This window comes from Terrirhizobium terrae (assembly GCF_030323265.1).
Lineage (GTDB): Bacteria > Pseudomonadota > Alphaproteobacteria > Rhizobiales > Rhizobiaceae > Neorhizobium.
On sequence record NZ_CP104991.1, the window covers coordinates 770,001 to 794,608 of the forward strand.

Sequence of the window (24,608 nt, forward strand, 5' to 3'; positions counted from 1 at the left end):
GCCGACCTGCGCCGTTTCGCGGGCCGAGCGCAGCAATTCGTCGGCACCTTCATCATCGGCAAGGCGGCCCGTCAGATAACCGTTCATGATGGAAAAGGTCGCGCCTGATTTTTTCAGCGCTGTGAGATCGTGATCCGGCCAGTTCCATAGTCCGACCTGGAAGCCCAGTTCCTTGAGCTGCGCGCAACGCCACTCGATCGGACGATCGCACCAGAGCATTTCCGCGCAGGCGGCCAGCGTAAACGGTTGATCCATTATCATCATCCCGATTGAAGGGAGGTTAGCGCATCAGGTGCTCGACCGGAGGCGCCGCGACAAAACGCCATTTGCGCAAGGGGCCGGCCATGACGTTCAGATAATACATCTCGAAACCGTGCGGTGCGCCACAGGGGTGATGCCCACGCGGAACGCAGACAACATCGCCATCATGCACGGCCATCGTTTCGTTCAATTGCAGGTCGTCGGTATAGACCCGCTGGATACCGAAACCATCGGCCGGGTTGAGGCGGTGGTAATAGGTTTCTTCCAGATAGGTGATGCGCGGGAAATCGTCCTCGTCGTGGCGGTGGCTCGGATAACTCGACCAGTGACCCGCCGGGGTGAACACTTCGGTCACCAGAAGGCTGTCGCAATAATCCTCGTTTTCCATGGCGATATTGTTGATGTAGCGGGTGTTCGTACCCTCGCCGCGCTGGGTGAGGGTGATACCGTCCGGTCCGATCCGACGGGCCTCGTGACCTCCCTGGCCCGGCGCTGAGCAGGCCGCGATCACGCAATCCGTCTCAGCCACGGCTTTCCAGTCGCTACCATTGGGCAGATAGAGGCAATGCGGCGGCGATTTTTCAAAGACGCTCATGCGTTCGCCGAGCACACCCCAAACCTTGCCGCCACCTTCCAGTTTCGCCTTGCCCTCGACCATGACCAGAATGACCTCGCGGTCGCCCGTCACTTCTGCCACCGTCTCGCCTGCACGCAAGCGATAGAGAGAGAACCCGACATAACGCCATCCGGCGCTCGCGGGCGTCATCTCGTGCACCTTGCCGTGTTTGCCGAATGGGCGATGGAGAAGGTTGGGCATGTCAAAACTCCTGCTTTTCGTTCCTCAGGCGAGACCGGTCCTAGTGGCAGTGGCCTTCAACGTCTTCAGGCCGAGCGACTGGTATTGGAAGGGGTTGCGGACATCCGGGTCCTGCTCGGCCTCGATGACGATCCAGCCATCGTAACCGGCATTTTTCAAGATCCGCAGCAGAGGCTCGAATTCCACGCCGCCCTCTTCGTCACCGGGCACGGTAAACACGCCGGCACGCACGCCGTCCATGAAGGAAAGGCCTTCCTCACGCACCTGGCGCATGATGGCAGGCCTGACGTTCTTCGCATGGAAGTGACGAACACGATCCACATGACGCGCAAGAACCGGCGCCGGATCACGGCCGTTACCGCCAAAATAGCAATGCCCGGCATCGAACAGCAGTTTCGTTTGCGGGCCTGTCGCTGCCATAAATGCGTCGATCTGCTCCGGCGTCTCGACCACCGTGCCCATATGATGGTGGTAGACGAGGGCAATGCCTTGGCTTGCGGTGAAAGCGGCCAGTTCTTCGACCTTGGCGCCAAACACTTTCATGTCCGTATCCGATAGAACCGGGCTTTGCGACAGCGGCACGTTCAAGCCCTGCACGCTGTTGGAGGTTTCGCAGGCGATGCAGACCGTACAACTATTGTGCTTGAGCTTGTCCAGATGCGGCTGGATGGTTTTTTCTCGTCCTCGACGGATTGCGTCAGCAGGTTGAGCGAATACCAGCCGGACACGAAAGCTAGGTGATAGGAACCCAGTAGGTCCTTCAGTGCCTGCGGCTCGTTCGGCCAGCGGTGACCGTTCTCGATACCGTCGAAGCCGATCTCACTCGCCTCGCGCAGTATCTGTTCGGTCGGGATGTTGGCGCCGAGGCTCTGGTCGTCGTCATTGGCCCAGGCGATGGGATTGGTGCCGAAGCGGATCATCTTTAAGTCCTCAATTCACAGTGTTCTGCCGCGCCGCGTTTGCCAGATAGCTTGCGTAGGCCTGTTTCAGCTTGTCGGTCGTGCCCACTTCCGGCACGGCGACATCCCACCAATGGCCCGCATCGCCGAAACCCGGACCATCAGTCGGGTCGGTATCGATAACGATGACGGTCGGGATGTCGCGAGAACGGGCATTGGCGATCTGCGTTTCGAGATCGGCAATATCCCTCGCCTTCACAGCGAAAGCGCCCATCGCGCCGGCATGCGCAACGAAATCAATCTCCGGCTGCTGCTCGATATTGCAATCCCGGTAGAGATTGTTGAACGCTTCGCCGCCGGTGCCGCGCTGAAGGCGGTTGATGCAACCGTAACCTCTGTTATCGGTCAGGACGACGGTGAACGGCACACGGCGCATGACAGCGGTCGCCAGTTCCGAATTGGCCATCATGTAGGAACCATCGCCAACGAAGCAGATCACCTCGCGCTCCGGCAGCGCCAGCTTCAATCCCATCGCGCCGGCGATCTCGTAGCCCATGCAGGAATAGCCGTATTCCATGTGGTAACCGCCCTGGCTCGGCTGCCACAGAAGCTTTAACGCGCCCGGCATGGTGCCGGCGGCACACATGGCGATGGCGTTTTCACCGGTTGCACGTTGCACCGCACCGATCACCTGCGCATCGCTCGGCAAACCTTCTTCCGTCGGTGCCGCGCAATGGCGATCAACAGCGGAAAGCCACGCCGCGCGGGAGGCGACATCCGGCTCCGGCGCGCGATGGTCTCCAAGTTTTTGAGAGAGCGCCGCCAACGCCGCCTTGGCATCAGCCACGAGACCGATCGCACCGTGCTTGTCGGCGTCATAAGCCTGAACATTGATGGAGATGAGCTTTCGCCCTTCCGCTTCGAACAGCGACCATGAGCCGGTGGTAAAGTCCTGAAAGCGGGTGCCGACGCCGATCAACAGATCGGCCTTGCGGGCCAGCGCATTGGCGGCGGCCGAACCATCGACACCGGCAGCGCCAAAATTCATCGGATGGTTTTGGGGCAGCGCCGACTTGCCGGCCTGCGTTTCGATCACCGGGATGGCATGGCGCGTGGTGAAATCGGCAAGATCCTGTTCGGCATCACTGTAGATCACGCCACCTCCGGCAACGATGACCGGATTTTTCGCCGTTCGGATCAGCGCCGCGACGTCATCGAGATCACGGGCATCCGGTTCGGGTCGGCGGATGCGCCAGACTTTTGGCTCGAAAAATGGCTCCGGCCAGTCATAGGCTTCCGCCTGCACATCCTGGCAGAAGGAGAGCGTCACCGGCCCGCAACTGGCGGGATCGGTCATCACCCGCAACGCTCGCGGCAAAGCCGTCAGAAGCTGTTCCGGGCGAGTGATGCGGTCAAAATACCGGCTGACCGGACGAAAGCAGTCGTTGGCCGACACGGTGCCATCATCGAAATCCTCGACCTGCTGCAAAACCGGATCGGGGCGACGGTTGGCAAAAACGTCGCCGGGGATGAGCAGAACCGGCAGGCGGTTGACATGCGCGAGTGCTGCCGCCGTCACCATGTTTGTGGCACCCGGCCCGATCGACGAGGTAACGGCCTGCACGTGCCGACGTTTTTTCGCCTTGGCATAGGCAATGGCCGCATGCGCCATGGTCTGTTCGTTCTGGCCGCGCCATGTCGGCAGGCTGTTGCCGGCTTTCTGCAGGGCCTCACCGAGACCGGCGACATTGCCGTGGCCAAAGATCGCCCAGACGCCATCGACAAACCGTTCACCGTCCTCGGCCATCTGCGCGGCCAGCCATTTTACCATGGCCTGCGCCGCCGTGAGTTTTATCGTGCTCATGCCGCCTGCTCCTGTGCCTTTTCCCTTGCTTTGTCCCAGATAGCGCAGAGACGTTGGTAGCGTTTCGCCATCTCCTCCACCGCATCGGCATCCGTCATCTCACCGGCAAGCCAGCGCCGCGCGGCATCCCCAAAGATTGTGCGGCCGACCGCAAAACCCTTGACCAGATCGAACTGTGCCGCGACCTCGAAACTGGCGGACAGTTCCGTCTCCGGCGCATCCAGACCGAGCACGACGATGCCGCGCGTAAACCCGTCATGCGCCTCGATGGCGGCAATGGCGTTCCGCCAGCCCGCCGCGGTCTTCATCGGTTCTAACTTCCACCAGTCGGGATAGATGCCGGCCGCATAAAACTGATGGATCAATGTCGCGACGGTGGTGTCATCGGTAGCGCCAACCTTCGACGGAATAATTTCCAGCAGGAATTCCAGCCGATTGCGCCGTGCTGCTTCAAACAGTCTTTTGACCGTCGCCTCCTGCCCGGCACGCGTTGCCGCGTCATCATCCGGATGGCAGAAGCACAGAACCTTGACGATATCCTCACGCGCCCATTCCGAAAGCGTGCCGCAATCCGTGCCCAGTTCCGGCTCGAGTGTCAGCGGCCGCGACCCTGGCCATTCCGCCGGGCGGCCGATCCACAGGCCCGAACCGGAAGCGCGATGCAGCGCAGAGCGGCCGATGCGATTGTCGCAGAGAATGCCGTACCCCTGATTGCCGGCCTGCACGCGAAGTGCTGCTTGCAGACAAAGTTCCTTGAAGGCCGCGCCCTTTTGCAGGGTGTAACCCGGCATCTGCTCCAGTTGCACACGATGATCGAAGGCAAAGACACGCATGGTCGACCAGTCGCCATCCACCCGCCTTTGCCGCGTTGTCGACCAATGTAACTGCTCTAGCTCCGGATCATTCCGAAGATCGGGCCTAACCACGCCACGTTTCAGGAAAAACTGCAGTTCCTCAAAACTTGGATAGGCCGGCGTGCAGCCATGGCGGCTAACGGCAAAGGCACCGCAGGCATTGGCGAATTTCAGCGATGTCTGCCAGTCCTCACCGGTCATCCAGCCGCGCAACAGGCCGGAAAAGAAGCCGTCACCGGCACCGAGCACGTTGAAGACTTCGATCGGGAAACCCTGCCCGCTCTGGCCGTCATCAAGGCTTGCTGGAATGGTGTCCTCGAAAGCCGTGGCGCCGAGCGGACCGCGCTTGCACACCAGCGTTGCAGCACTCACCTTGCGCACAGCACGCAATGCCTCCAGAGTATCGGTGGAGCCGCCGGCGATATGAAATTCCTCTTCGGTGCCGACGATCAGGTCGAACAGGTGCAGGCTTGTCTGCAGCCGGGCCGTGACCCTGGCGCTTTCGACAAACCGGCTTTCGCCATCATCATGGCCAGCTACGCCCCAGAGATTGGGGCGATAGTCGATGTCGAGCGCCGTACGCAGGCCATGCTTGCGGGCCAGTTTCAGCGCCTTGAGGACGGCGGCTTCGGTGCGCGTATTGCTCAGATGCGTGCCGGTGACGACGACAGCGCGGGCAGACGCGATAAAATCCTCGTCGATATCGTCTTCACACAGCGCCATGTCGGCGCAGTTTTCGCGATAAAAAATCAGCGGAAATTGGCTGTCGTCGCGAATGCCGAGGATGACCAGTGCCGTCAGACGCTCGGGATCGGTCTTCACGCCCTCGGTCGAGACCCCTCGCGCTTCAACTGCTCGAGGATGAAGCGCCCCATGTGCTCGTTGCCGACCCGGCTGATCAAGGCCGTCTTCAATCCGAGCCGCGCGCTGCCGCAGGCGATGTTGGTGGGCGAACCACCGATATATTTCTCGAACGAGCCCATATCCTCCAGACGCCCGCCGATCTGCGCCCCGTAAAGATCGACGCCGGCGCGGCCGATGGTGATGACGTCGAGTTTCTTCGTCATGTCGTCTGCCTTTCGATGCGAATTGTGCTGCCGTTTGAAGCCGCCATGGCGTGGATGACCTTTTCGATCTCCAGCCCCTGCGCGAAATCCGGGCCTGCATTCACCCCACCGGCGATCGCCACCAGCAGATCACGCGCCTCGACCACCTTCTGTTCGTTGAAACCAAAATTGTGCCCCGGTGCCGGGCAGAAGGCTGCAAAATCGGGCTGATCCGGCCCGGTCAGGTGGCGCGTGAAACCGGCCTCGCCAGATCGGTGCACCCAAAGCTCGTTCATGTTCTCCTGATCGAAGACAATCGTCCCGCCACTGCCATGAACCTCCCATTGCAGCCGGCATTTTCGACCACGAGCGACACGTGAAGTAGCGAAGGAGCCATGCGCGCCGGATGTAAAGCGCAGCATGGCGAGCGCGCTGTCCTCGTTTTCGACCGGCTTAGGCCCATCCGGCGACGGGCGTGTGGGAACGGCGACCTGTGTCTGGGCAACCAGTTCCGCGACCGGCCCCATCAGCGCCAGCATATGGCTCACGAGGTGGCAGCCGAGATCGCCGAGCGCGCCCAGTCCGCCACCTTCGTGAGTCATCCGCCACGACCACGGGAGGAGCGGGTCGGCGGAATAGTCCTCGTCATAGACCCCGCGGAAGGCCAGCGGCTTGCCGATCGCACCGTCGCCGATCAGCTTGCGCGCCGCCTGGAAAGCGGGGCTTCTGAGATAGTTGTAACCGAGCATGGTCGCCTGACCTGGATGGGCGGCGGCCGCCGTCGCCATCGACTCGGCATCGCCGAGCGTCAGCGCCATCGGCTTTTCCAGCCAGACATGTTTTCCGGCTTTCAATGCTGCCTCGGCCATCGGTCGGTGCATGCCGTTCGGCGCCGTGATCGACACCACATCCACCTTCGGATCGGTGACAGCTTCCTCCCAGCGCGCGGTGGCGCGGGCAAAGCCGAACTGCCGGGCAAACCGCTCGGCACTGTCCTCCGTTGCATCGGAAAGCACTTCCAGCCGGTGATGGGCACCACCAAAGACGGTGGCGACATTGCGCCATGCCATGGCGTGGCATTTGCCCATGAAGCCGGTGCCGATCAATGCGATGCCAAGCGGACGATCCGGCAGAGTTTTCGTCTGTACCATGAAAAATGCCTCAGATCGTTCCGCCGAGCGAACCTTCCAGCTCGGCCATTTCCTGTCCGCCTGCCATCATGTCCTGAAGCTGGGCGGCGTTGATTTCGCCACGGGTTGCGGTGCCGAGCGTCTGGCCACGATTGAGCACCGTGAACCGGTCACCGACCGCCATGGCATGGCGGACATTGTGGGAGATGAACACGACGCCGATACCCTGCGCCCGAACCCGGTTGATTGTGGCGAGAACGTTGGCGGTCTGGCGTACGCCGAGCGCCGAGGTCGGCTCATCGAGGATCAGGACCTTGGCCCCGAAATAGACGGCACGGGCGATCGCCACGGTCTGCCGCTCACCGCCGGACAGCGTGCCGACGGCCTGATCGGGACCACGCAGGTTGATGCCCATCTTGCGCATCTCCGCCATGGTGATCTCATTGGCGGTATCGATATCGAACCGCTTGAACAGGCCCCTGCCCTTGGTCGGTTCGCGCCCCATGAAGAAGTTGCGTGTCACCGACATTAGCGGGATCATGGCGAGATCCTGAAACACGGTGGCGATACCGGCTTCCATTGCGTCGCGCGGACTGTTGAAGGAGAGCGGCCTGCCTTCGAAGGCGATGGAGCCTTCTGTCGGCTTGTGTACGCCCGACATGGTCTTGATGAAGGTGGATTTGCCGGCGCCGTTATCGCCGAGCAGGCAATGGCATTCGCCTGCGCGCACGTCGAAGGTCACACCGTTCAGCGCAATGACATTGCCATAATGCTTCTTGATGTTTTCCATATGGATGATCGGTGCGGACATTGTCAGCGCTCCCCGGTCACACGTCGACGGATGACGTTGTTGAAGATGACGGCGAGCAGCAGCATCGCGCCGAGGAAAACCTGGAACCAGTCCTGGTCGAACTTGGTGTAGGTCAGGCCGATCGTGACCATGCCGAAGATGATCGCACCGAAGAAGGCACCGATGGCGGAGCCGTAACCGCCGGTCAGCAGGCAGCCGCCAATGACGGCCGCGATGATCGCCTCGAATTCCTTCATGAAGCCGCGGCGGGCATCGGTGGAGCCGGCATCGATGACAGTGATGATCGCAACCAGGGCGGCAGCAACCGCCGTCAGCATGAACAGCGAGATCTTGACCCGACGCACCGGCACGCCGGAATTCTGCGCCGCGAAAGCATCGCCGCCGGTCGCAAAGATCCAGTTACCGGCAGGCGTTCGCAGCAAGACGTAAGTTGCGATCGCTGCAAAGGCGACGAACCAGAGGATTTCAACCGGAATGCCCGGCACTTTCGGCACGCCGGACTTGAAACTGTCAACGATCCCGGCTTCCGCCAGCCAGCGCATCAGGAAGCCGAAGGCATCACCGGAAAAGATCTGGGCCAGAAAATCACCCTCGACGGCATCGCGGATGCCGCGCAACTGGGTGGAACCACCGGTGAAGAGTTTCAGGCCGACCAGCGCTGCCCCTCGAAGGATGAAAAGGCCGGCGAGCGTGACGATGAAGGATGGCAGGCCGGTGCGCAGTACGACCATGCCGTTGGTCGCGCCGAGCGCGGCGGCGATGCCGAGCGTCAGCGGGACTGCGATGATGAGCGGCATGCCGACATTGACGACGAAGACACCGAAGATCATGCCGGCGAAGGCCACCATGGAGCCGATCGACAGGTCGAATTCACCGCCGATCATCAGCATCGCAGCGGCAATGCCGAGAATGCCGAGCTGGGCGGCCGGCGTCATGAAGTTCATCACACCCGACAGCGTGAACATGGTGCTGTCGGCGGTGATCATGAAGAAGATTGTGACGAGGACCACGCCCCCGATGGCGCCGAGTTCCGGCCGTTTCATGAGTTTCGCGACAAGGGACTCGGATTTTACCCGCTCGTCCGCGCGCGCCAGCGTCTGTGTGGACATTGACCTGTCTCCTGGATCAGCACCCGGGCCGCGGCGGGACGCGCGGCGGCCCGGTGAACCGTGTGGTTAGCGGATGCCCTTGGCCGAAAGATCAATGACCTTGGCAGCCGTTTCCTTGGTCACGAGGTTCGGACCGGACGGCACGTCACCGCCGGGCATGAGGCCGTATTCCGCGTTGAGGGCAAGGAAGGCGACCGGCAGGTAACCCTGGAGATATTGCTGCTGATCGATCGAGAAGGCCGCCTTGCCATCGGCGACATCCTTGAGGAAGCCGGCGGACATGTCGAAGGTAGAGATCAGCACGTCATCGCGACCGAGTGCCTGCGCCGCCTTGACGGCCGGTTCTCCGACCAGCGAGGCGTTGAGCGAGAGGATGACATTGACGTCCTTGTCGGATTCCAGCGCCGCGCGCACCTTGGATCTCGACTTCGGTCGGATCATTGCTGGTCGGCAGGACCTTCACTTCCTTGCCGAAACCTTCGGTGAAACCGGCGCAACGCTGGTCGAGCGAAACGTTGCCGACTTCCTGGTTGACGCAGATGGCCTTCGTGCCGCCCATCTCGGCGAGTTTGGCTCCGGCCACCTTGCCGGCGTCGAATTCCGACTGGCCAACATGCAGCTTGGCACCGAGCTTGTGGGCGACATCCGAGCCGGAATTCATTGAAATGACAGGGATGCCGGCATCGACGGCGCGCTTGATGGCCGGGCCGAGCGCATCGCCATCCGGGATAGACACGACAAGGCCGTCCGGATCCTGATTGACGGCGGCGTCGATCAGCTGCCCCATGGCGACCATGTCAAATGTTTCCGGCGAGCGGAACTCGACGTTCACGCCGGTATCCTTTGCCGCCTTTTCCGCGCCGTTCTTGACCACCGACCAGAACGGGTCGTTCGCCTGACCATGGGCCACGACGATGATGTCGGTGGCGAGCACAGGACCTGCGGCGGCGACGAGCGCCACCGTTGCTGCGGCTGCAAGCAATTTCTTCATGACTTCCTCCCAATTGAGTTCCAAAAGCGTCATTCCCAGACGCCCCGTCCATCCGGCCATGCGGGACCGGCACCGAAAGCCTGCGGCACACTCCCTGCTCCGCAGCATTTCCCTGTCCGACGGCGCTAACCGTCACCGTCCCACTCATCCGCCGAGCGCGACCGGCTGGCCGGATTTCACCGATTGCGTCGCCGCCTCGGCGACCGCCAGTGCCGCAACCCCGTCCTTGAGCGTTACCGGAATGGTCGCCCCGTCAAGAATGGCGGCGACAAAGGCATCCCATTCCGCCACATAGGCGCGCATGTAGCGTTCGAGGAAAAAGAATTCCGGCTTGGCGCTGCTGACGCCCTGCTTGGTAGCCTTGGAAACCGTGTTCTCCAGCACGTTTCCGGCCGTAAGCAGGCCTTCCGATCCGAGCAGTTCGACACGCTGATCGTAACCATAGGCCGCACGGCGGCTGTTCTTGATGACCGCGATGCGTCCATCTGCATATGTCAGCGTCACCACGGCTGTATCAACATCACCTGCCTTGCCGATTTCCGGATCGACAATCGAAGTACCGGCGGCATGCACCGTCTTCGGCGCATCGCCCATCAGAAAGTTCGCCATGTCGAAATCGTGAATCATCATATCGCGGAACAGGCCGCCCGACACTTTGATGTAGGCGACCGGGGGCGGTGCCGGATCGAAAGACGTGACTGACAGGAGCTCCGGTTTGCCGATCTCGCCTGCGGCGATTGATGCCTTGACCGCCGCAAAGTTGGGATCGAAGCGGCGGTTAAAGCCGATCATGACCGGAACGCCGCCTCTCGAAACGACGTCAAGGCAGGCCTGTGCACGCTGCAGCGACAAGTCGACCGGCTTCTCGCACAGTACGGCCTTTCCCGCCGCCGTCGCCTTTTCGATCAGGTCTGAATGCGTGTCCGTGGAGGTTGCGATCAGCACGGCGTCGATCGACGCGTCGCCTAAAATCTCTTCGGAAGTGGTAGCTTTTGCATCGTGGGCATCAGCCAAGGACCGTGCCGCCTCCTCGTTCACATCGGACACGGCAACCAGCTGGCTGCGCGCGTGACCGACAATATTGATGGCATGCATGCGACCGATGCGGCCGGCGCCGAGCAATCCGACTTTTAGCACTGTCAATCTCCCAAAAGGCGGCTCCCGACCGCCTCAGGACAAAGCATTGCAATTTTTGCTCGCGTGAGCAAGAGCGATTTTGCTCACGCGAGCAAAATTAATTTCAAAGGATCCGAAAAAACCGTTATGAATGTAAGAGAACCGATCCACGACGGATTCGGGAGATCGAGATGCCGGACGAGAAGAAGCCCGCCTTCGCAGGAAACATCACAGCCGACGACGTAGCCGCGGAAGCCGGCGTGTCTCGCTGGACCGTCAACCGTGCATTTCGCAAGGACGCCTCGATTTCATCGAAGAGCCTGGAAAAGGTGCGCATTGCGGCTGAGCGCCTGGGCTATGTGCCCGACCTCAGAGCTGCGAGCCTAGCTTCGGACCGCTCCAACCTGGTGGCGCTGCTGATCGACGATTTCGCCAACCCGCACAAGCTGGTGATGATGGAGCGACTGACCCGCATCTTGCGGCGCGAGGGCTGGGACATCCTGCTGGTCAACACGCTCGGCCGCGACGATGCCGGCCACGCGCTGCTGAACGCCAGCCAGCGCCGTGTCGACGCGGTTATCCTGATCGGCATCCAGTTCGACGACGAGGTTCTGGACACGGCCTTGCACGCCCGCCGGTTTCGCAAGCTCATCATCTTCGCCCGAACGTCACGCAATCCGGACACGATCTCGATCGCCGTCGATGATGTCCAAGCCATGAAGGAAATCGCCAATTACGTGCATGAGCGCGGCTATCGCCGGCCGATGTTCCTGGCCGGCCCGCGGACGTCCTCCGCGCATCTGCTGCGCAAGGAGACCTTCATGGACTATTGGCGCCAGCATTTCGGCAGTGAACCCGAAACGGTTTCGGTCTCCGCCTATGATCCGGCACTCGCCGCCGGGATCGTCGAAAACACGCTCGCGGGTCGCGAGGCGGCAATGCTTCCAGACATTCTCGTCTGCGAGAACGATGCGCTGGCGATCGGCGCGACCGATGTGATCCGCCACAAGCTCGGCCTGCGCATCCCCGAGGACATTGCCATTACGGGTTTTGACGACGTCCCGCAGGCGGAGGGGCCAATTACCGGCTTACCACCTACCGCCAGCCCCTGACGGACATGGCGGAATATCTCGTCGAGGTGTTAGGCAGCGCCGAAGGGGGCGATCTCGATCGACTCTTCGCAGGCCGACTGATCGCCCGGCAAAGCGCCTGAAGAAAAGCGCTCCAGGACTAGCCGCCTCGAACCGATCCTCGCCAAACAAGCTCGGCCTCAAGCTTGCGCGAGCCGCCATTGGTCGCCATTGGCTGAGCGAGCCAGGAAACCGCTTCGTCGGCGATGCGGTCAACCGGTTGCGTGAATGTCGTGAGATCGTAGGAGGACCACGACGACTGTTCTATGTCGTCAAAGCCGATCACGCATAAGTCCTCGGGAATGCGAAGCTTGAACTGGTTTCGTGCTGCGTCCATCAGCCCGCAGGCCAGAAGATCGTTCGCGCAGAATACCGCATCTGGCCGCTTTTCGCGGGTGAGCAACCGTTGGGCCAGAACCACACCACTCTGGTAGCGTGTGGGGCCGAAACGTTCGACTTTGACGTCAAGGCCTTGTTCGAGCGCCGCTGACCGAAAACCTTCCTCACGCGCCATCAAGCTCGGCGTACCCACGTCGGAATTGGCGAACGCGAAATTCTGGCAACCTGCCCTCAAGAAGGCGATGAAAGCCCTTTTCGCCGCCTCGCGATCATAAAGGTTGATCATCAAGGCACCGTCACGTCGTTCATCGCGATTGATCAGCACCATGCGCTGTCCGCTGTTAACACAGCGTTCAGTGATGGATTTGTCGGGCATGCCGGAAAGGATGATTGACGCGTCCGCACGATAACTGATCGCCTGACGCAGTGCCTGGTCGACACTGTCATCCGACCGATCGGTGTTGATCAGCATTGCGATTTTTGACGCGCTCTGGAGTCGTCGCGTCAAAGCTCGAATGAGGCTCGCCCTATAAGGCGTATCGAGTTCTGATACGATAAGGCAGACAATACCGCTTTCGTTGCGCGTTAGACTGCGCGCGAGATGGTTGACGTGATAGCCTAGTGCCTCTGCCGCTTCGATGACGCGGCGACGGGTTTCATCCGAAACGCTCGCACCAGGCGTAAACGTGCGCGAGACCGCGGAACGGGATACGCCGGCACGGTCTGCAACTTCCTTCGCACTGATGAATATCTTGCCGCTCACACATCACTCCTTGGACACTTCATGCCCGCAATTGCAATCGCGTGCAACACTCTTGTAATTCGATCACCTGCCCTCCAAACGGAGTCTACAGTACCCTGTCGACGAAGATGATTGACAACAAGCACGCCTTCATGGAACGATTGCACACGCTTGCAAGAGCGAAGTGATGTGGAGGCGTCACTCAATCTGGGAGGATTATCATGCGTCTTGCTGTGATGGCGTCGGTCGCTTTTGCCGGCCTGACAATGAATGCGCCGAACACCCGTGCTGCCGAAGAACTCAACCTCATCTGCTCTGCCGATGTCGTGATCTGCGAGATGATGCAGCAGATGTTCGAGAAGGACACCAGCATCAAGGTCAACATGGTGCGGCTGTCTTCGGGCGAAACCTATGCAAAGATACGCGCCGAGGCTCGCAATCCGAAAACCGATATCTGGTGGGCGGGCACCGGCGACCCGCATCTTCAGGCGGCATCGGAAGGCCTGACACAGGAATACAAGTCGCCGCATCTCGACGAATTACAGGACTGGGCGAAAAAGCAGGCGGAAAGCTCCGGCTACAAGACCGTCGGCGTTTATGCCGGCGCACTGGGCTGGGGTTACAATACCGATCTGTTCAAGCAGAAGAACTACAAGGAGCCCAAATGCTGGGCCGATCTTCTCGACCCTGCGCTTAACGGCGAGATCCAGATGGCCAATCCCAATTCGTCCGGCACGGCCTATACGGCGCTGGCATCGCTCGTGCAGATCATGGGCGAGGACAAGGCGTTCGATTACTTGAGACAGCTCAACGCCAATGTTTCGCAATATACCAAATCCGGCTCAGCGCCGGTGAAGGCGGCCGCACGCGGCGAAACCGGCCTCGGCATCGTCTTCATGCATGATGCGGTAGCCCAAACAGTCGAGGGCTTTCCGGTCAAGTCGATCGCACCTTGCGAGGGCACAGGTTACGAGATCGGCTCGATGTCGATTGTCAAAGGTGCCCGCAATCTGGACAGCGCCAGGAAATGGTATGACTGGGCGCTAACGGCCGAGGTGCAGTCGCACATGAAGGAGGCAAAATCCTTCCAGCTTCCGTCCAACAGACAAGCCGAGGTTCCCAAGGAGTCTCCGCGCTTCGAGGACATCAAGCTGATCGATTACGACTTCAAGACCTATGGCGACCCGACCGAGCGCAAAAAGCTGCTCGAACGCTGGGACAATGAAATCGGCGCCAACGCCAACTGATCCCATCCGTATTTGCCGCGCTTCGGCTGGCCGTAGCGCGGCATGATCGACTTGTCCTGTGATGAGGTCGCATCGAACCATGAACAATCGCAATCACAGACTGGATATCGTGCTGGCGCTTGGCGCTGCCGCTATGCTGCTCGTTCCCTGGTATCGCATTGAACAGGGTTTTTATGCCTTTACATGGCTCTCCGACTTTCCCGGAGAGCCGGCGGCGGCACCCGGCATACTGCAGATTTTCCAGCATGGCCGTGTTTGGCTAATCGCGGTTCTGGTCGCCGACGTGCATGCACTTGCCGCACGGTTCATCGCCGATCCGATGCGCCGAGGCAAAATGCTCGCTCTTGCCGGTGGCTTCGGCGTGCTTTTCCTGGCTCTGCAAGGGTTGGCGATCGGCGCCACGGGCTTCACGTGGACGATCAGCGAAACAATCTTCGGCCCGCTTGCCGATGGTCAGCCGTCGATGGGAGCGGGTGCGGTTCTCTCCGCCATCTGCTTCGTGCTGATGTTTTCCTTCGGCCTTGCCGAACGCGGCGTCATGCGGGGCGATGCCTTTGTGGTCGCCACCATTTCCATGCTGGTCTTTCTCGTCGCTGTCTTCGTGTTCTACCCGATCGGATCGATGTTCATCGGCGCCTTTCAGGATTTCGACGGCTCGGTCAGTTTCGACGGGTTTTCCCGAAACATTATCGACCCGTCGATCTGGAGCCTTGATTGCATCATCGGCGGCGCGCGCTGCGGCGTGGCATGGCGCACGCTGTTCCTAGCCATCATGACGGCTGCGGGTTCGACCGCGCTCGGCCTTGCCTTCGCGCTGGTCGCCACCCGCACGCGCTTTGCCTTCAAGAAAGGCCTGCGGCTCCTGACCATCCTGCCGATCATCACCCCACCCTTTGTGATCGGTCTGGCGCTGACGCTTCTCTTCGGCCGCGCCGGCATCGTCACGCAGGGCCTCTCCGCCACGTTCGGCATCGAACCGAGCCGCTGGCTCTATGGCCTCACCGGTATCTGGATCGCACAGGTCCTGTCATTCACGCCGATTTCCTTCCTGGTGCTGATCGGCGTCGTTGAAGGCGTCAGCCCGTCGATGGAAGAAGCCTCGCAGACCCTGCGCGCCGATCGCTGGCGCACCTTCTGGCGGGTCTCGCTGCCGCTGATGAAACCCGGCCTCGCCAATGCCTTTTTGATCGGCTTCATCGAAAGCATGGCCGATTTCGGCAATCCGCTCGTGCTGGGCGGTAGCCACGGGGTCCTGTCGACCGAGATCTTTTTTGCCGTCGTCGGTTCGCAGAACGATCCGGCCCGCGCCGCCGTGCTCGCCATGATCTTGCTCGGCTTCACGCTCTCCGCCTTCCTCGCCCAGCGCCTCTGGCTGTCTGGCAAGAATTTTGCCACCGTCACCGGCAAGGGCGATAGCGGCGCGCATATCGCCCTGCCCCGGCCGTTGTCGATCGGTGTGCATGCCGTGGTTATCCCGTGGATCATTTTTACGCTGGTCGTTTACGGCATGATCCTGTTCGGCGGCTTCGTCAAAACCTGGGGCCTCGACAACAGCCTGACCCTTGCCCATTACGCCAAGGCCTTTTCCATTACCTTCCGCGATGGCTCACTGGTATGGACCGGCGTCGCGTGGAATTCGTTCTGGACGACGATGAAGATCGCGCTGATCGCCGCCCCGCTGACAGCCGCAGTCGGGCTTGCCACGGCCTATGTAATCGTGCGGCAGAAATTCGCAGGGCGCGAACTGTTCGAATTCGCACTGATGATGAGCTTTGCCATTCCCGGCACCGTCATCGGCATCAGCTACATCATGGCCTTCAACCTGCCGCCGCTGGAAATGACAGGCACGGCGCTGATTCTGATTGCCTGCTTCGTGTTTCGCAACATGCCGGTCGGCGTGCGCGGCGGCATCGCGACGATGAGCCAGCTCGACAAGAGTCTCGACGAAGCCTCGATGACATTGCGCGCCACCAGTTTCCGCACCGCCCGCAAGGTGATCCTGCCGCTTCTTCGTCCCGCCATCACCGCAGCACTGGTCTATTCCTTCGTGCGTGCCATCACCTCGATCAGCGCCGTCGTGTTTCTCGTCAGCGCCCAGTACAACATGGCGACATCCTATATCGTCGGGCTGGTTGAGAATGGCGAATACGGTGTCGCCATCGCCTATTCCTCAATGCTGATCGTAGTGATGATCACTGTCATCACCGGCTTCCAGCTTCTGGTCGGCGAACGGCGGCTGCGGCGGGAAAACCGTATCTCGGCATCGCGCGTCCGTCTTCCGACAGCCCAGCCCAAGGAGAAAACCGCATGACCAGAAATGCCGGTTCGGTCACGTTCCAGAATGTGCGCAAATCCTTCGGCGCTTTCACGGCTATCCATGACCTGTCGCTGACCGTTGAACCCGGCACGCTGGTAACCTTGCTCGGCCCCTCAGGCTGCGGCAAGACGACTACCTTGCGCATGCTCGCGGGTCTCGAACACCCGACCTCCGGCCGCATCATGATCGGCGGCAAGGATGTGACCATGCTGCCGGCAAATGAGCGTGACGTGTCGATGGTGTTCCAGTCCTATGCGCTATTTCCGCATATGAATTCGCTCGACAATGTCGCCTACGGCCTGGAAGCTTCCGGGCTTTCGAAAAGGAGGCCCGGCAAAAGGCCGAACACGGCCTCGAACTCGTCGGCCTCGCCGGCATGGGCGGGCGGCTTCCGGCAGAATTGTCGGGTGGCCAGCAGCAACGTGTGGCGGTCGCCCGCGCGCTGGTTCTCGAACCGCAGGTCCTGCTGCTCGATGAACCGCTCTCCAATCTCGACGCTCGCCTGCGTCGCCGGGTGCGCACGGAAATCCGCGAGCTCCAGCAGCGGCTGCAGTTCACCGCCGTTTATGTCACGCATGATCAGGACGAAGCGCTTGCCGTCTCCGACCAGATCATTGTTATGAAGGATGGCGAGATCGCCCAGCAGGGCTCGCCGCGGGAACTGTATGAAGCGCCCGCCTCTCCCTTCATCGCGGATTTCATCGGCGAAGCAAACGTCGTGCCCTGTGAGGTTATCGATGTCCGTGGGGCAGAAGCGACGATCAGCATTGAAGGGCTGCAACATGTTGTGCCGGCACGAGGGGCTCGGCCCGGCAAGAGCCAGTTGGCCGTGCGCCCCAGCGCCATCACGCTGGAACCGGCGGAAACGGCTGCCTTTCCGGGGCGGATCAGCCACGCGGCCTATCTCGGCGATCATATCGAATACGAGGCGGAAACGAGCGGCGGGACCCTGTTTATCGTGGACCCGTCGATCGATCGCCCACTTGCCCCCGGAACGCGTGTTGCCATCGGCCTGAAAAACCGCGGCATCGCCATCATCGCGCAGTGAGGATGCACCTATGACGTCGGAACATGACGAGATCGCCAGACGCCACAAGCTGGCGGAAGGTATAGCCGCCGAGGCCGGCAAGCTGGCGCTCGGTTATTATCGCCGTCGCGATACGCTGGTGATCGAGACCAAGGGTGATCCGCAGGATGTCGTTTCAATCGCCGATCGCGAAGTTGAGGACCTTATCCGCAAGAGGACGGGAGAGGCGTTTCCCAACGACGGCTTTCTCGGCGAGGAATACGGGCTGACCGGCGGCGGAAGCGGCTATACCTGGGTGGTCGATCCAATCGACGGGACCAGCCCATTCGTACTCGGCATGCCGAACTGGTGCGTGTCGATCGCCGTTCTCTACGAGGGTGAGCCGGTGGTCGGTGTCATCCATGTTCCTTGCCATGACGAGCTGTATTCGGGCGCGCTCGGTAACGGCGCCACGTTGAACGGCAAGGCTCTCAGACTGGATAACACCAAGACGATCCGCAACGCCGTCACCGGCATCGGCGCCAATCATCATGTGACACCGCAATCGGTCGGACGGATCGTCGAGGACCTCTTGGCGAGCGGTGGCAATTTCGTACGGCTGGGCTCGGGCGCTCTGATGCTTGCCTATGTCGCGGCCGGTCGTCTCGTGGGTTACTATGAACCCTACATGCATGCCTGGGATTGCCTTGGCGGTTATTGCCTTGTGCGTGAGGCGGGCGGCTGGTTTTTGCCGTTTCCAAGCGATGGCGAGCGACTGACCAAGGGTGCTCCCGTTCTGGCCGCAGGCCCGGGCGCTGCCGAAGACCTTTGCCGCATCGCCGGCATCAATATGGGAGGTGTCGCCGCAGCCTGAAGGAAAAGGGGGCCAACGCCTGTCAGACATGGCGAGACCGGGGAGGTCTCGCAGATAACCGCCTTATGGCGGTTGGCCAATTCATGGAAAGGGAGGAAATCGACCATGAAAACCGCTTTTGCATCCGTTCTTACGACCGCTGCCTCGCTGCTGATGGCATCGAGCGCACTCGCCGCCACGGAAATCTCGTGGTGGCATGCCATGACCGGCGCCAATAACGAGGTCGTCGACCAGCTGGCCAAGGAGTTCAACGAAAGCCAGTCCGACTACAAAATCGTGCCGGTCTTCAAGGGCACCTATCCGGAAACGCTGAATGCCGGCATCGCCGCCTTCCGCGCCAAGCAGCCGCCGGCCATCATTCAGGTTTTCGATGTGGGAACCGGCGTGATGATGGGCGCGCAGGGTGCCATCGTGCCGGTGGCGGAGGTCCTGGAGAAGGGCGGCTTCAAGTTCGACAAGGCGCAATATCTGCCCGGCATCGTTGCCTATTATTCGAAACCAGATGGCACGATGCTGTCCTTTCCCTACAACTCGTCCTCGCCCATCCTCTATTACAACAAGGATGTTTTCGAGAAAGCCGGATTGAACGCCGATACGCCGCCCAAAACATGGCCGGAGGTTTTTGAGGCTGCCAAGAAGATCAGGACAAGCGGCGCTGCCAATTGCGGCTTCACCTCCACATGGCTGACCTGGATCCAGACTGAAAATTTTGCCGCCTGGAACAACCTCTCCTATGCGAGCGACGAAAACGGTCTCGGTGGCACCAACGTCAAACTGGCCTTCAACTCGGAACCCTTCGTCAAGCATTTCCAGTCGATTGCCGATCTCGCCAAGGACGGCACCTTCCGTTATGGCGGCCGCACATCGGAAGCCAAGCAGCTGTTCACCTCCGGCGAATGCGGCATCCTGACGGAATCCTCCGGCGGTCTTGGCGACATCATCAAGTCCGGCATGAAATACGGAATCGGCCAACTGCCTTATGAAGAGGGCGAAGGACGGCCGCAGAACACTATTCCGGGTGGCGCAAGCCTCTGGGTCTTCGGCGGCAAGAGCGATGCTGAATACAAGGGTGTCGCCACCTTCTTCAATTTCCTGTCGCAGACAAAGATCCAGGCCCGCCTGCATCAGGTCTCCGGTTACATGCCGGTGACGATGGCGGCTTATGAAGAGACAAAGAAATCCGGTTTCTACGACAAGAACCCCGGCCGTGAGACCCCGCTTCTGCAGATGATGGGCAAGGCGCCGACGGAAAACTCCAAGGGCGTCCGTCTCGTCAACCTGCCGCAGGTGCGCGACATCATGAACGAGGAATTTGAGGCCATGCTGGCCGGCAAGCAGGACGCCAAGGCCGCTCTCGACAAATCCGTCGAACGCGGCAATGCGGCAATCCAACAGGCGCTCGGCAACTGACATCGGCCCAGCTGTCCGCATGCCAAAAACATGCGGGCGGCTTTCCTGATCCTCAAGGAGCCTGCCCGTGCAAAGCACCGTCTTTCCGAACAAGATCCTTCCCTATTTTCTGGTCGCGCCGCAGATCGTGCTGACCATCGTGTTCTTTTCTGGCCGGCAAGCCAGGCGCTTTACCAATCCGCCATGCGGGAAGACCCGTTCGGGTTGCAGAGCACGTTTGTGGGCCTCGCCAATTTCACGACGATCCTGTCGGATTCAAATTATCTGCATGCGTTGCGCGTCACCGTCGTGTTCAGCATTGCCACGGCTGTGCTCTCCATGGGTATCGCTCTGCTTTTGGCAACCGCCGCCGATCTCGTCGTCCGCGCAAAAGGGTTTTACCGCACGATGATGATCATCCCCTATGCGGTGGCGCCCGCTGTCGCCGGCATGTTGTGGCTGTTCATGTTCAATCCGGCCATGGGCACGTTCGCCTATATCCTGCGCCGCAACGGCATTGCCTGGGACCCGCTCCTGAACGGCGATCAGGCCATGGCGCTGGTCGTAGTGGCCGCCGCGTGGAAACAGATCAGCTACAATTTCCTCTTCTTCGTCGCCGGCCTGCAGGCCATTCCGAAATCGCTGCTGGAGGCGGCCTCCATCGATGGCGCGCGCGGATCTCGCCGCTTCTGGACGATCGTCTTTCCGCTCTTGGCGCCCACCACCTTCTTCCTGCTGGTGGTCAATACCGTCTACGCCTTTTTCGACACGTTTGGCATCATCCATTCGGTCACCGGCGGCGGACCGGCCAAGGCCACCGAAACGCTGGTCTACAAGGTTTATAACGACGGCTTCGTGAACCTCAATCTCGGCTCGTCGGCCGCCCAGTCGGTCATCCTGATGGTCATCGTCATTGCGCTGACCGCTTTCCAGTTCCGCTTCGTCGAGCGGCGCGTGCATTATGCGTGAGGTGAAACCATGATCGAAAACCGTCCCATCGCCAGCCTCATGGCCCATCTGATGCTGATCCTCGGCATCATCATCGTCGCCTTCCCGATCTATTACACCTTCATCGCCTCGACGGCGCCATCAGGCGCCATCATCCGGCCGCCGCTGTCGCTTCTGCCCGGCGGGCACATGATGGAAAACTATTCGGAATCCATTTCCGGCGGCGTTGAGCGTGTCGTTGGCGTCAGTCTCGAACGGTTGCTGTTCAACAGTTTTGTCGTCGCCATCGCGATTGCCATCGGCAAGATCGTGATCTCCTTCCTGTCGGCCTTTGCGATCGTGTTTTTCCGCTTTCCCTTCCGCATGGGCTTTTTCTGGATGATCTTCATCACGCTCATGCTGCCGGTGGAGGTGCGCATCCTACCCACCTACAAGGTGATCGTCGATCTCGGGCTTCTCAACACCTATGCCGGCCTCACCCTGCCACTAATGGCATCGGCGACGGCCACCTTCCTGTTCCGGCAGTTTTTCCTCACCATTCCCGGCGAGATGGTGGAGGCCGCGCGCATCGACAATGCCGGTCCGTTCCGTTTCATGAAGGATATCCTTCTGCCGCTGTCGATGACCAATATCGCGGCGTTGTTCGTCATCCTCTTCATTTACGGATGGACGCAATATCTCTGGCCACTGCTCGTCACCGACAGAGCCGAAATGAACACGATCATCATCGGCCTGCGCCGCATGGTGGATTTCGCAGATGCCTCGACGCCGTGGAACTACGTGATGGTGACGGCGATCCTGGCGATCATTCCTCCCGTCATCGTCGTGGTGCTGATGCAGCGCTGGTTCGTCAAGGGTTTGGTGGAGACCGAAAAATAATGGCTACGATTGAACTGAAAGACGTCCGCAAGGTCTACGGCACCAATATCGAGGCGATCAAGGGCGTGTCGCTCGATATCGCCGATGGCGAAATGATCGTGCTGGTCGGCCCGTCCGGCTGCGGAAAATCGACGCTTCTGCGCATGGTGGCGGGGCTCGAAAGCATCACCTCCGGCGAGGTGACGATTGCCGGGCGGCGCGTCAACATGCTGGAGCCATCCGAGCGCGACATCGCTATGGTATTCCAGAACTATGCGCTTTACCCGCACATGACCGTGCGCCAGAACCTTGCTTATGGGCTGAAGAACCGCAACACGCCGAAGGATGAGATCGACCGGCGTATTACCGAAGCAGCGCGCGCGCTGGAAATCGAACAGTTTCTCGAACGAAAACCCCGCCAGCTATCCGGCGGCCAGCGACAGCGTGTGGCCATGGGCCGCGCCATCGTGCGAAAACCCTCCGCCTTCCTGTTTGATGAACCGCTGTCCAATCTCGACGCAAAACTGCGCGTGCAAATGCGGGTGGAAATCCGCAGACTGCAACGTTCGCTTGCCACGACGTCGATCTATGTCACCCACGACCAGATGGAGGCGATGACGCTTGCCGACCGGCTGGTGGTACTCAATGCCGGGCGGATCGAACAAGTCGGAACCCCGATCGAGCTATACGAAAAGCCGGCCACCACTTTCGTCGCCACCTTCATCGGCTCGCCATCGATGAACCTGATGAAACCGGCCGGAAGCCAAGCCACTGCCATCAACTGGCCGTCGAACGTGGCGACGATAGGCATCCGCCCCGAGGACCTTGTCATCGCCGATGCTGCGTCCGGCAACGGTTTCCGCATCAGGGTAGAGATTATCGCGGTCGAACTGGTCGGTGCCGAAAGTTATGTTCATGGCGCCACTGAGCAAGGCGACACGATCGTTTTCCGCGTTCCCGGCCGCTCCGTCATCGCCATCGGTGAAAGCAGGGACCTCACTGCGGCATCTGATCGCTTTCATCTCTTCGACAGTGACGGCAAGCGCCTGCAGGCGTGATTTAAATGGAGAAACAGTAAGTTTCGCGCCGCCGCTTGCATACGAATGCCAGACGAATATCATTAGTCGGCTAATTGATATTCTGTAACATGCAACTGGAATGCCTATGTCCATCATCCTTGCCATCATCGCACTGGCTGGCCATATCGCGCTTCTTCTTTGGGGAACGCGCATGGTGCAGACCGGCATCCAGCGCGCTTTCGGTCCCAGTCTGCGGTCGTTCCTGAGCCACGCACTCAGCAATCGCATTAAGGCCTTCATGGCGGGCATGGGCGTCACGGCAGTTCTGCAAAGCAGCACTGCGACGGGGCTGATGGCAACAGGCTTTACAGCAGGCGGGCTTGTGGATCTGGGCCCGGCGCTGGCGGTCATGCTCGGCGCGAATGTCGGCAGCACGCTGATCGTTCAGGTGCTTTCGTTCAATGTGGCGGCTGCGTCACCGGCACTCATCCTGATCGGGGTGCTGATGTTCCGGCGGGTGCAGAACCCGCAGGTTCATGATCTCGGCCGAGTTTTCATCGGCATAGGCTTCATGCTTCTTGCCCTGCATCAATTGTTAGACGTGCTGGAGCAGTACGCTGATACGCCCGCATTCCAAGGGGCGCTCCATGCCATTTCGAAGGCACCCGTCCTCAGCCTCCTGCTTGCTGCCGCGCTTACGTGGGCTGCGCATTCCAGCGTCGCCGTCGTGTTGCTGATCATGTCACTCGCAAGTCAGGGCCTTCTCGATCCCTATCAGGCCTGCGCAATGACGCTTGGAGCAAACCTCGGCACCGCGATCAATCCCGTCGTGGAAGGGCAATCGGGTGCGGCTCTCTCGGCTCGCCGTCTTCCTATAGGAAACCTTCTTACCAGAATAATCGGCGTTGCTCTCGCCTTTCTCTTCCTCGAGCAGATCACCTATCTGATGACGCAGTCAGCCGGCAGCGACAGTCGTTTGGTGGCCAATTTTCATACCGCCTTCAACCTCGTCGTCGCCGCGGTGTTCATGCCCTTCTTGTCGCCATTTGCAAACGCGCTCGTCAAATTCATGCCGCAGCGTATCGACGAAAGCGATCCCGGTCAGGCGCGATATCTCGATCCTTCAGCAAAAGAGACGCCAATTGTCGCGTTGCAGGCCGCAGCCCGCGAGGTGCTTCGTATTGTAGATACACTTGAGGAGATGCTGACGGGGACAAAGGCGGCACTTTCAACGAACGATCGGAAGGCCTTGTCTGCCTTGCGCAAGCTGGACACGATTCTCGATCGTCTCAACACAGCGGTCAAGATTTACCTGACATCCATCGATCCCGACGAATTCAGCGAAGCGGACAAGCGTAGGCTCGAAGAGATCCTGATTTTTTCAACGGGTCTGGAACACGCGGGCGACGTGCTGGACCAGAATGTCCTGCCGCATCTGGCGAAACGTCTGCGTCGGGGCATGAAATTTCCGAAACCTGTCAGAGACGAGCTTGAAGCACTTTTCGACAGGTTGACGACGAACCTGCACACGGCAGCTGCCCTGTTCATGTCACAGGATGAGCGTATGGCCCGCATGCTGGCGGAGGAAAAGGTCGTTTTCAGAAAGGTTGAGCGTGACGGCACCAGGGCACATTTCGAACTGCTTCGAAAAGGAAATGTCGATGCCTCGAAAACCAGCTCTCTGCATCTGGATTTGCTGCGAGACCTCAAGCAGTTGAATTCGCATCTGGTTGCCGCGACCGCATACCCTGTGCTGGAACAACAGGGTGAACTGCTACAGAGCCGGATCAGGTGATTTGAACCTTCACAATTTCAGCCCGCCACGCGGTCTCATTCAGCGT

The 24,608-nt window shown here is 60.3% G+C and carries 15 protein-coding genes and 6 pseudogenes (1 of these 21 only partly in view); 10 read left to right on the forward strand and 11 right to left on the reverse strand.

The genetic code is table 11. The annotated features are described in order from the left end of the window. The 10 genes and pseudogenes from N7E02_RS07770 to iolG all read right to left on the reverse strand — a co-directional run. Positions 1-255 (reverse strand): annotated as a pseudogene (locus tag N7E02_RS07770) (TIM barrel protein) (it extends 536 nt beyond the left edge of the window). A 25-nt stretch (positions 256-280) separates the two neighbouring features. Further along, entirely contained in the window at positions 281-1,078 is a 798-nt protein-coding gene (gene iolB, locus N7E02_RS07775; protein ID WP_286578721.1) for a 5-deoxy-glucuronate isomerase, read from the reverse strand. 24 nt (positions 1,079-1,102) lie between these two features. Next, positions 1,103-1,998, reverse strand: a pseudogene (iolE, locus tag N7E02_RS07780) (myo-inosose-2 dehydratase). A gap of 10 nt (positions 1,999-2,008) precedes the next feature. Continuing rightward, the gene (iolD, locus tag N7E02_RS07785) at positions 2,009-3,841 is read right to left on the reverse strand and encodes a 3D-(3,5/4)-trihydroxycyclohexane-1,2-dione acylhydrolase (decyclizing) (protein ID WP_286578722.1); all 1,833 of its coding nucleotides are present in this window, start codon (positions 3,839-3,841) and stop codon (positions 2,009-2,011) included. Then, positions 3,838-5,762 (reverse strand): annotated as a pseudogene (locus N7E02_RS07790) (bifunctional 5-dehydro-2-deoxygluconokinase/5-dehydro-2-deoxyphosphogluconate aldolase). The gene iolD and the pseudogene N7E02_RS07790 overlap by 4 nt, the downstream one beginning before the upstream one ends. Beyond that, positions 5,759-6,892, reverse strand: coding sequence for a Gfo/Idh/MocA family protein (locus N7E02_RS07795; protein WP_286578723.1), 1,134 nt, complete (start codon positions 6,890-6,892; stop codon positions 5,759-5,761). Before N7E02_RS07795 ends, N7E02_RS07790 begins: the two are co-directional and overlap by 4 nt. 10 nt (positions 6,893-6,902) lie before the next feature. After that, the gene (locus N7E02_RS07800; RefSeq protein WP_286578724.1) at positions 6,903-7,682 is read right to left on the reverse strand and encodes an ATP-binding cassette domain-containing protein; all 780 of its coding nucleotides are present in this window, start codon (positions 7,680-7,682) and stop codon (positions 6,903-6,905) included. A gap of 2 nt (positions 7,683-7,684) precedes the next feature. After that, positions 7,685-8,791 (reverse strand): ABC transporter permease, encoded by a 1,107-nt coding sequence (locus tag N7E02_RS07805; RefSeq protein WP_286578725.1) that lies wholly within the window; start codon positions 8,789-8,791, stop codon positions 7,685-7,687. Positions 8,792-8,857: 66 nt separating this feature from the next. Beyond that, positions 8,858-9,782 (reverse strand): annotated as a pseudogene (locus N7E02_RS07810) (sugar ABC transporter substrate-binding protein). A gap of 144 nt (positions 9,783-9,926) precedes the next feature. Beyond that, positions 9,927-10,919 (reverse strand): inositol 2-dehydrogenase, encoded by a 993-nt coding sequence (iolG, locus tag N7E02_RS07815; protein WP_286578726.1) that lies wholly within the window; start codon positions 10,917-10,919, stop codon positions 9,927-9,929. Between the two features lie 170 nt (positions 10,920-11,089). On the opposite strand from iolG, the gene N7E02_RS07820 reads away from it, so the two are divergent. Then, on the forward strand, positions 11,090-12,010 hold the full coding sequence (locus N7E02_RS07820; RefSeq protein WP_286578727.1) for a LacI family DNA-binding transcriptional regulator: 921 nt from the start codon (positions 11,090-11,092) through the stop codon (positions 12,008-12,010). Between the two features lie 118 nt (positions 12,011-12,128). On the opposite strand, the gene N7E02_RS07825 is transcribed toward N7E02_RS07820, so the two are convergent. Continuing rightward, a complete protein-coding gene (locus tag N7E02_RS07825; protein WP_286578728.1) occupies positions 12,129-13,130 on the reverse strand; it encodes a LacI family DNA-binding transcriptional regulator in 1,002 nt (333 codons plus the stop codon). A 200-nt stretch (positions 13,131-13,330) separates the two neighbouring features. Here N7E02_RS07825 and N7E02_RS07830 point away from each other — a divergent pair, with 200 nt between their 5' ends. The 9 genes and pseudogenes from N7E02_RS07830 to N7E02_RS07870 all read left to right on the forward strand — a co-directional run bounded on the left by N7E02_RS07830 (position 13,331) and on the right by N7E02_RS07870 (position 24,562). Then, positions 13,331-14,356, forward strand: a complete 1,026-nt coding sequence (locus N7E02_RS07830; protein WP_286578729.1) for an ABC transporter substrate-binding protein — start codon at positions 13,331-13,333, stop codon at positions 14,354-14,356. A 79-nt stretch (positions 14,357-14,435) separates the two neighbouring features. Beyond that, positions 14,436-16,667 carry an ABC transporter permease gene (locus N7E02_RS07835; RefSeq protein ID WP_286578730.1) on the forward strand — a complete coding sequence of 744 codons (2,232 nt, stop codon included), beginning with the start codon at positions 14,436-14,438 and terminating at the stop codon, positions 16,665-16,667. Beyond that, positions 16,664-17,721 (forward strand): annotated as a pseudogene (locus N7E02_RS07840) (ABC transporter ATP-binding protein). The gene N7E02_RS07835 and the pseudogene N7E02_RS07840 overlap by 4 nt, the downstream one beginning before the upstream one ends. 10 nt (positions 17,722-17,731) lie before the next feature. Continuing rightward, the gene (locus N7E02_RS07845) at positions 17,732-18,553 is read left to right on the forward strand and encodes an inositol monophosphatase family protein (RefSeq protein ID WP_286578731.1); all 822 of its coding nucleotides are present in this window, start codon (positions 17,732-17,734) and stop codon (positions 18,551-18,553) included. Between the two features lie 105 nt (positions 18,554-18,658). After that, complete coding sequence (gene ugpB, locus N7E02_RS07850) at positions 18,659-19,963, forward strand: sn-glycerol-3-phosphate ABC transporter substrate-binding protein UgpB (protein ID WP_374730625.1); 1,305 nt, start codon at positions 18,659-18,661, stop codon at positions 19,961-19,963. Positions 19,964-20,030: 67 nt separating this feature from the next. Further along, positions 20,031-20,911, forward strand: a pseudogene (ugpA, locus tag N7E02_RS07855) (sn-glycerol-3-phosphate ABC transporter permease UgpA). 9 nt (positions 20,912-20,920) lie between these two features. Beyond that, the gene (gene ugpE, locus N7E02_RS07860) at positions 20,921-21,769 is read left to right on the forward strand and encodes a sn-glycerol-3-phosphate ABC transporter permease UgpE (RefSeq protein WP_286578732.1); all 849 of its coding nucleotides are present in this window, start codon (positions 20,921-20,923) and stop codon (positions 21,767-21,769) included. After that, entirely contained in the window at positions 21,769-22,806 is a 1,038-nt protein-coding gene (locus N7E02_RS07865) for a sn-glycerol-3-phosphate import ATP-binding protein UgpC (protein ID WP_286578733.1), read from the forward strand. The genes ugpE and N7E02_RS07865 overlap by 1 nt, the downstream gene beginning before the upstream one ends. Before the next feature lie 106 nt (positions 22,807-22,912). Beyond that, positions 22,913-24,562, forward strand: coding sequence for a Na/Pi cotransporter family protein (locus N7E02_RS07870; RefSeq protein WP_286578734.1), 1,650 nt, complete (start codon positions 22,913-22,915; stop codon positions 24,560-24,562). Positions 24,563-24,608: the final 46 nt, after the last annotated feature.

What these genes read in the sequence shown, in the direction of transcription:
- iolB (WP_286578721.1), bottom strand. Translation starts at nt 1,078, where the DNA reads ATGCCCAACCTTCTCCATCGCCCATTCGGCAAACACGGCAAGGTGCAC.
- iolD (WP_286578722.1), bottom strand. Translation starts at nt 3,841, where the DNA reads ATGAGCACGATAAAACTCACGGCGGCGCAGGCCATGGTAAAATGGCTG.
- N7E02_RS07795 (WP_286578723.1), bottom strand. Translation starts at nt 6,892, where the DNA reads ATGGTACAGACGAAAACTCTGCCGGATCGTCCGCTTGGCATCGCATTG.
- N7E02_RS07800 (WP_286578724.1), bottom strand. Translation starts at nt 7,682, where the DNA reads ATGTCCGCACCGATCATCCATATGGAAAACATCAAGAAGCATTATGGC.
- N7E02_RS07805 (WP_286578725.1), bottom strand. Translation starts at nt 8,791, where the DNA reads ATGTCCACACAGACGCTGGCGCGCGCGGACGAGCGGGTAAAATCCGAG.
- N7E02_RS07820 (WP_286578727.1), top strand. Translation starts at nt 11,090, where the DNA reads ATGCCGGACGAGAAGAAGCCCGCCTTCGCAGGAAACATCACAGCCGAC.
- N7E02_RS07830 (WP_286578729.1), top strand. Translation starts at nt 13,331, where the DNA reads ATGCGTCTTGCTGTGATGGCGTCGGTCGCTTTTGCCGGCCTGACAATG.
- N7E02_RS07835 (WP_286578730.1), top strand. Translation starts at nt 14,436, where the DNA reads ATGAACAATCGCAATCACAGACTGGATATCGTGCTGGCGCTTGGCGCT.
- N7E02_RS07845 (WP_286578731.1), top strand. Translation starts at nt 17,732, where the DNA reads ATGACGTCGGAACATGACGAGATCGCCAGACGCCACAAGCTGGCGGAA.
- ugpB (WP_374730625.1), top strand. Translation starts at nt 18,659, where the DNA reads ATGAAAACCGCTTTTGCATCCGTTCTTACGACCGCTGCCTCGCTGCTG.
- ugpE (WP_286578732.1), top strand. Translation starts at nt 20,921, where the DNA reads ATGATCGAAAACCGTCCCATCGCCAGCCTCATGGCCCATCTGATGCTG.
- N7E02_RS07865 (WP_286578733.1), top strand. Translation starts at nt 21,769, where the DNA reads ATGGCTACGATTGAACTGAAAGACGTCCGCAAGGTCTACGGCACCAAT.
- N7E02_RS07870 (WP_286578734.1), top strand. Translation starts at nt 22,913, where the DNA reads ATGTCCATCATCCTTGCCATCATCGCACTGGCTGGCCATATCGCGCTT.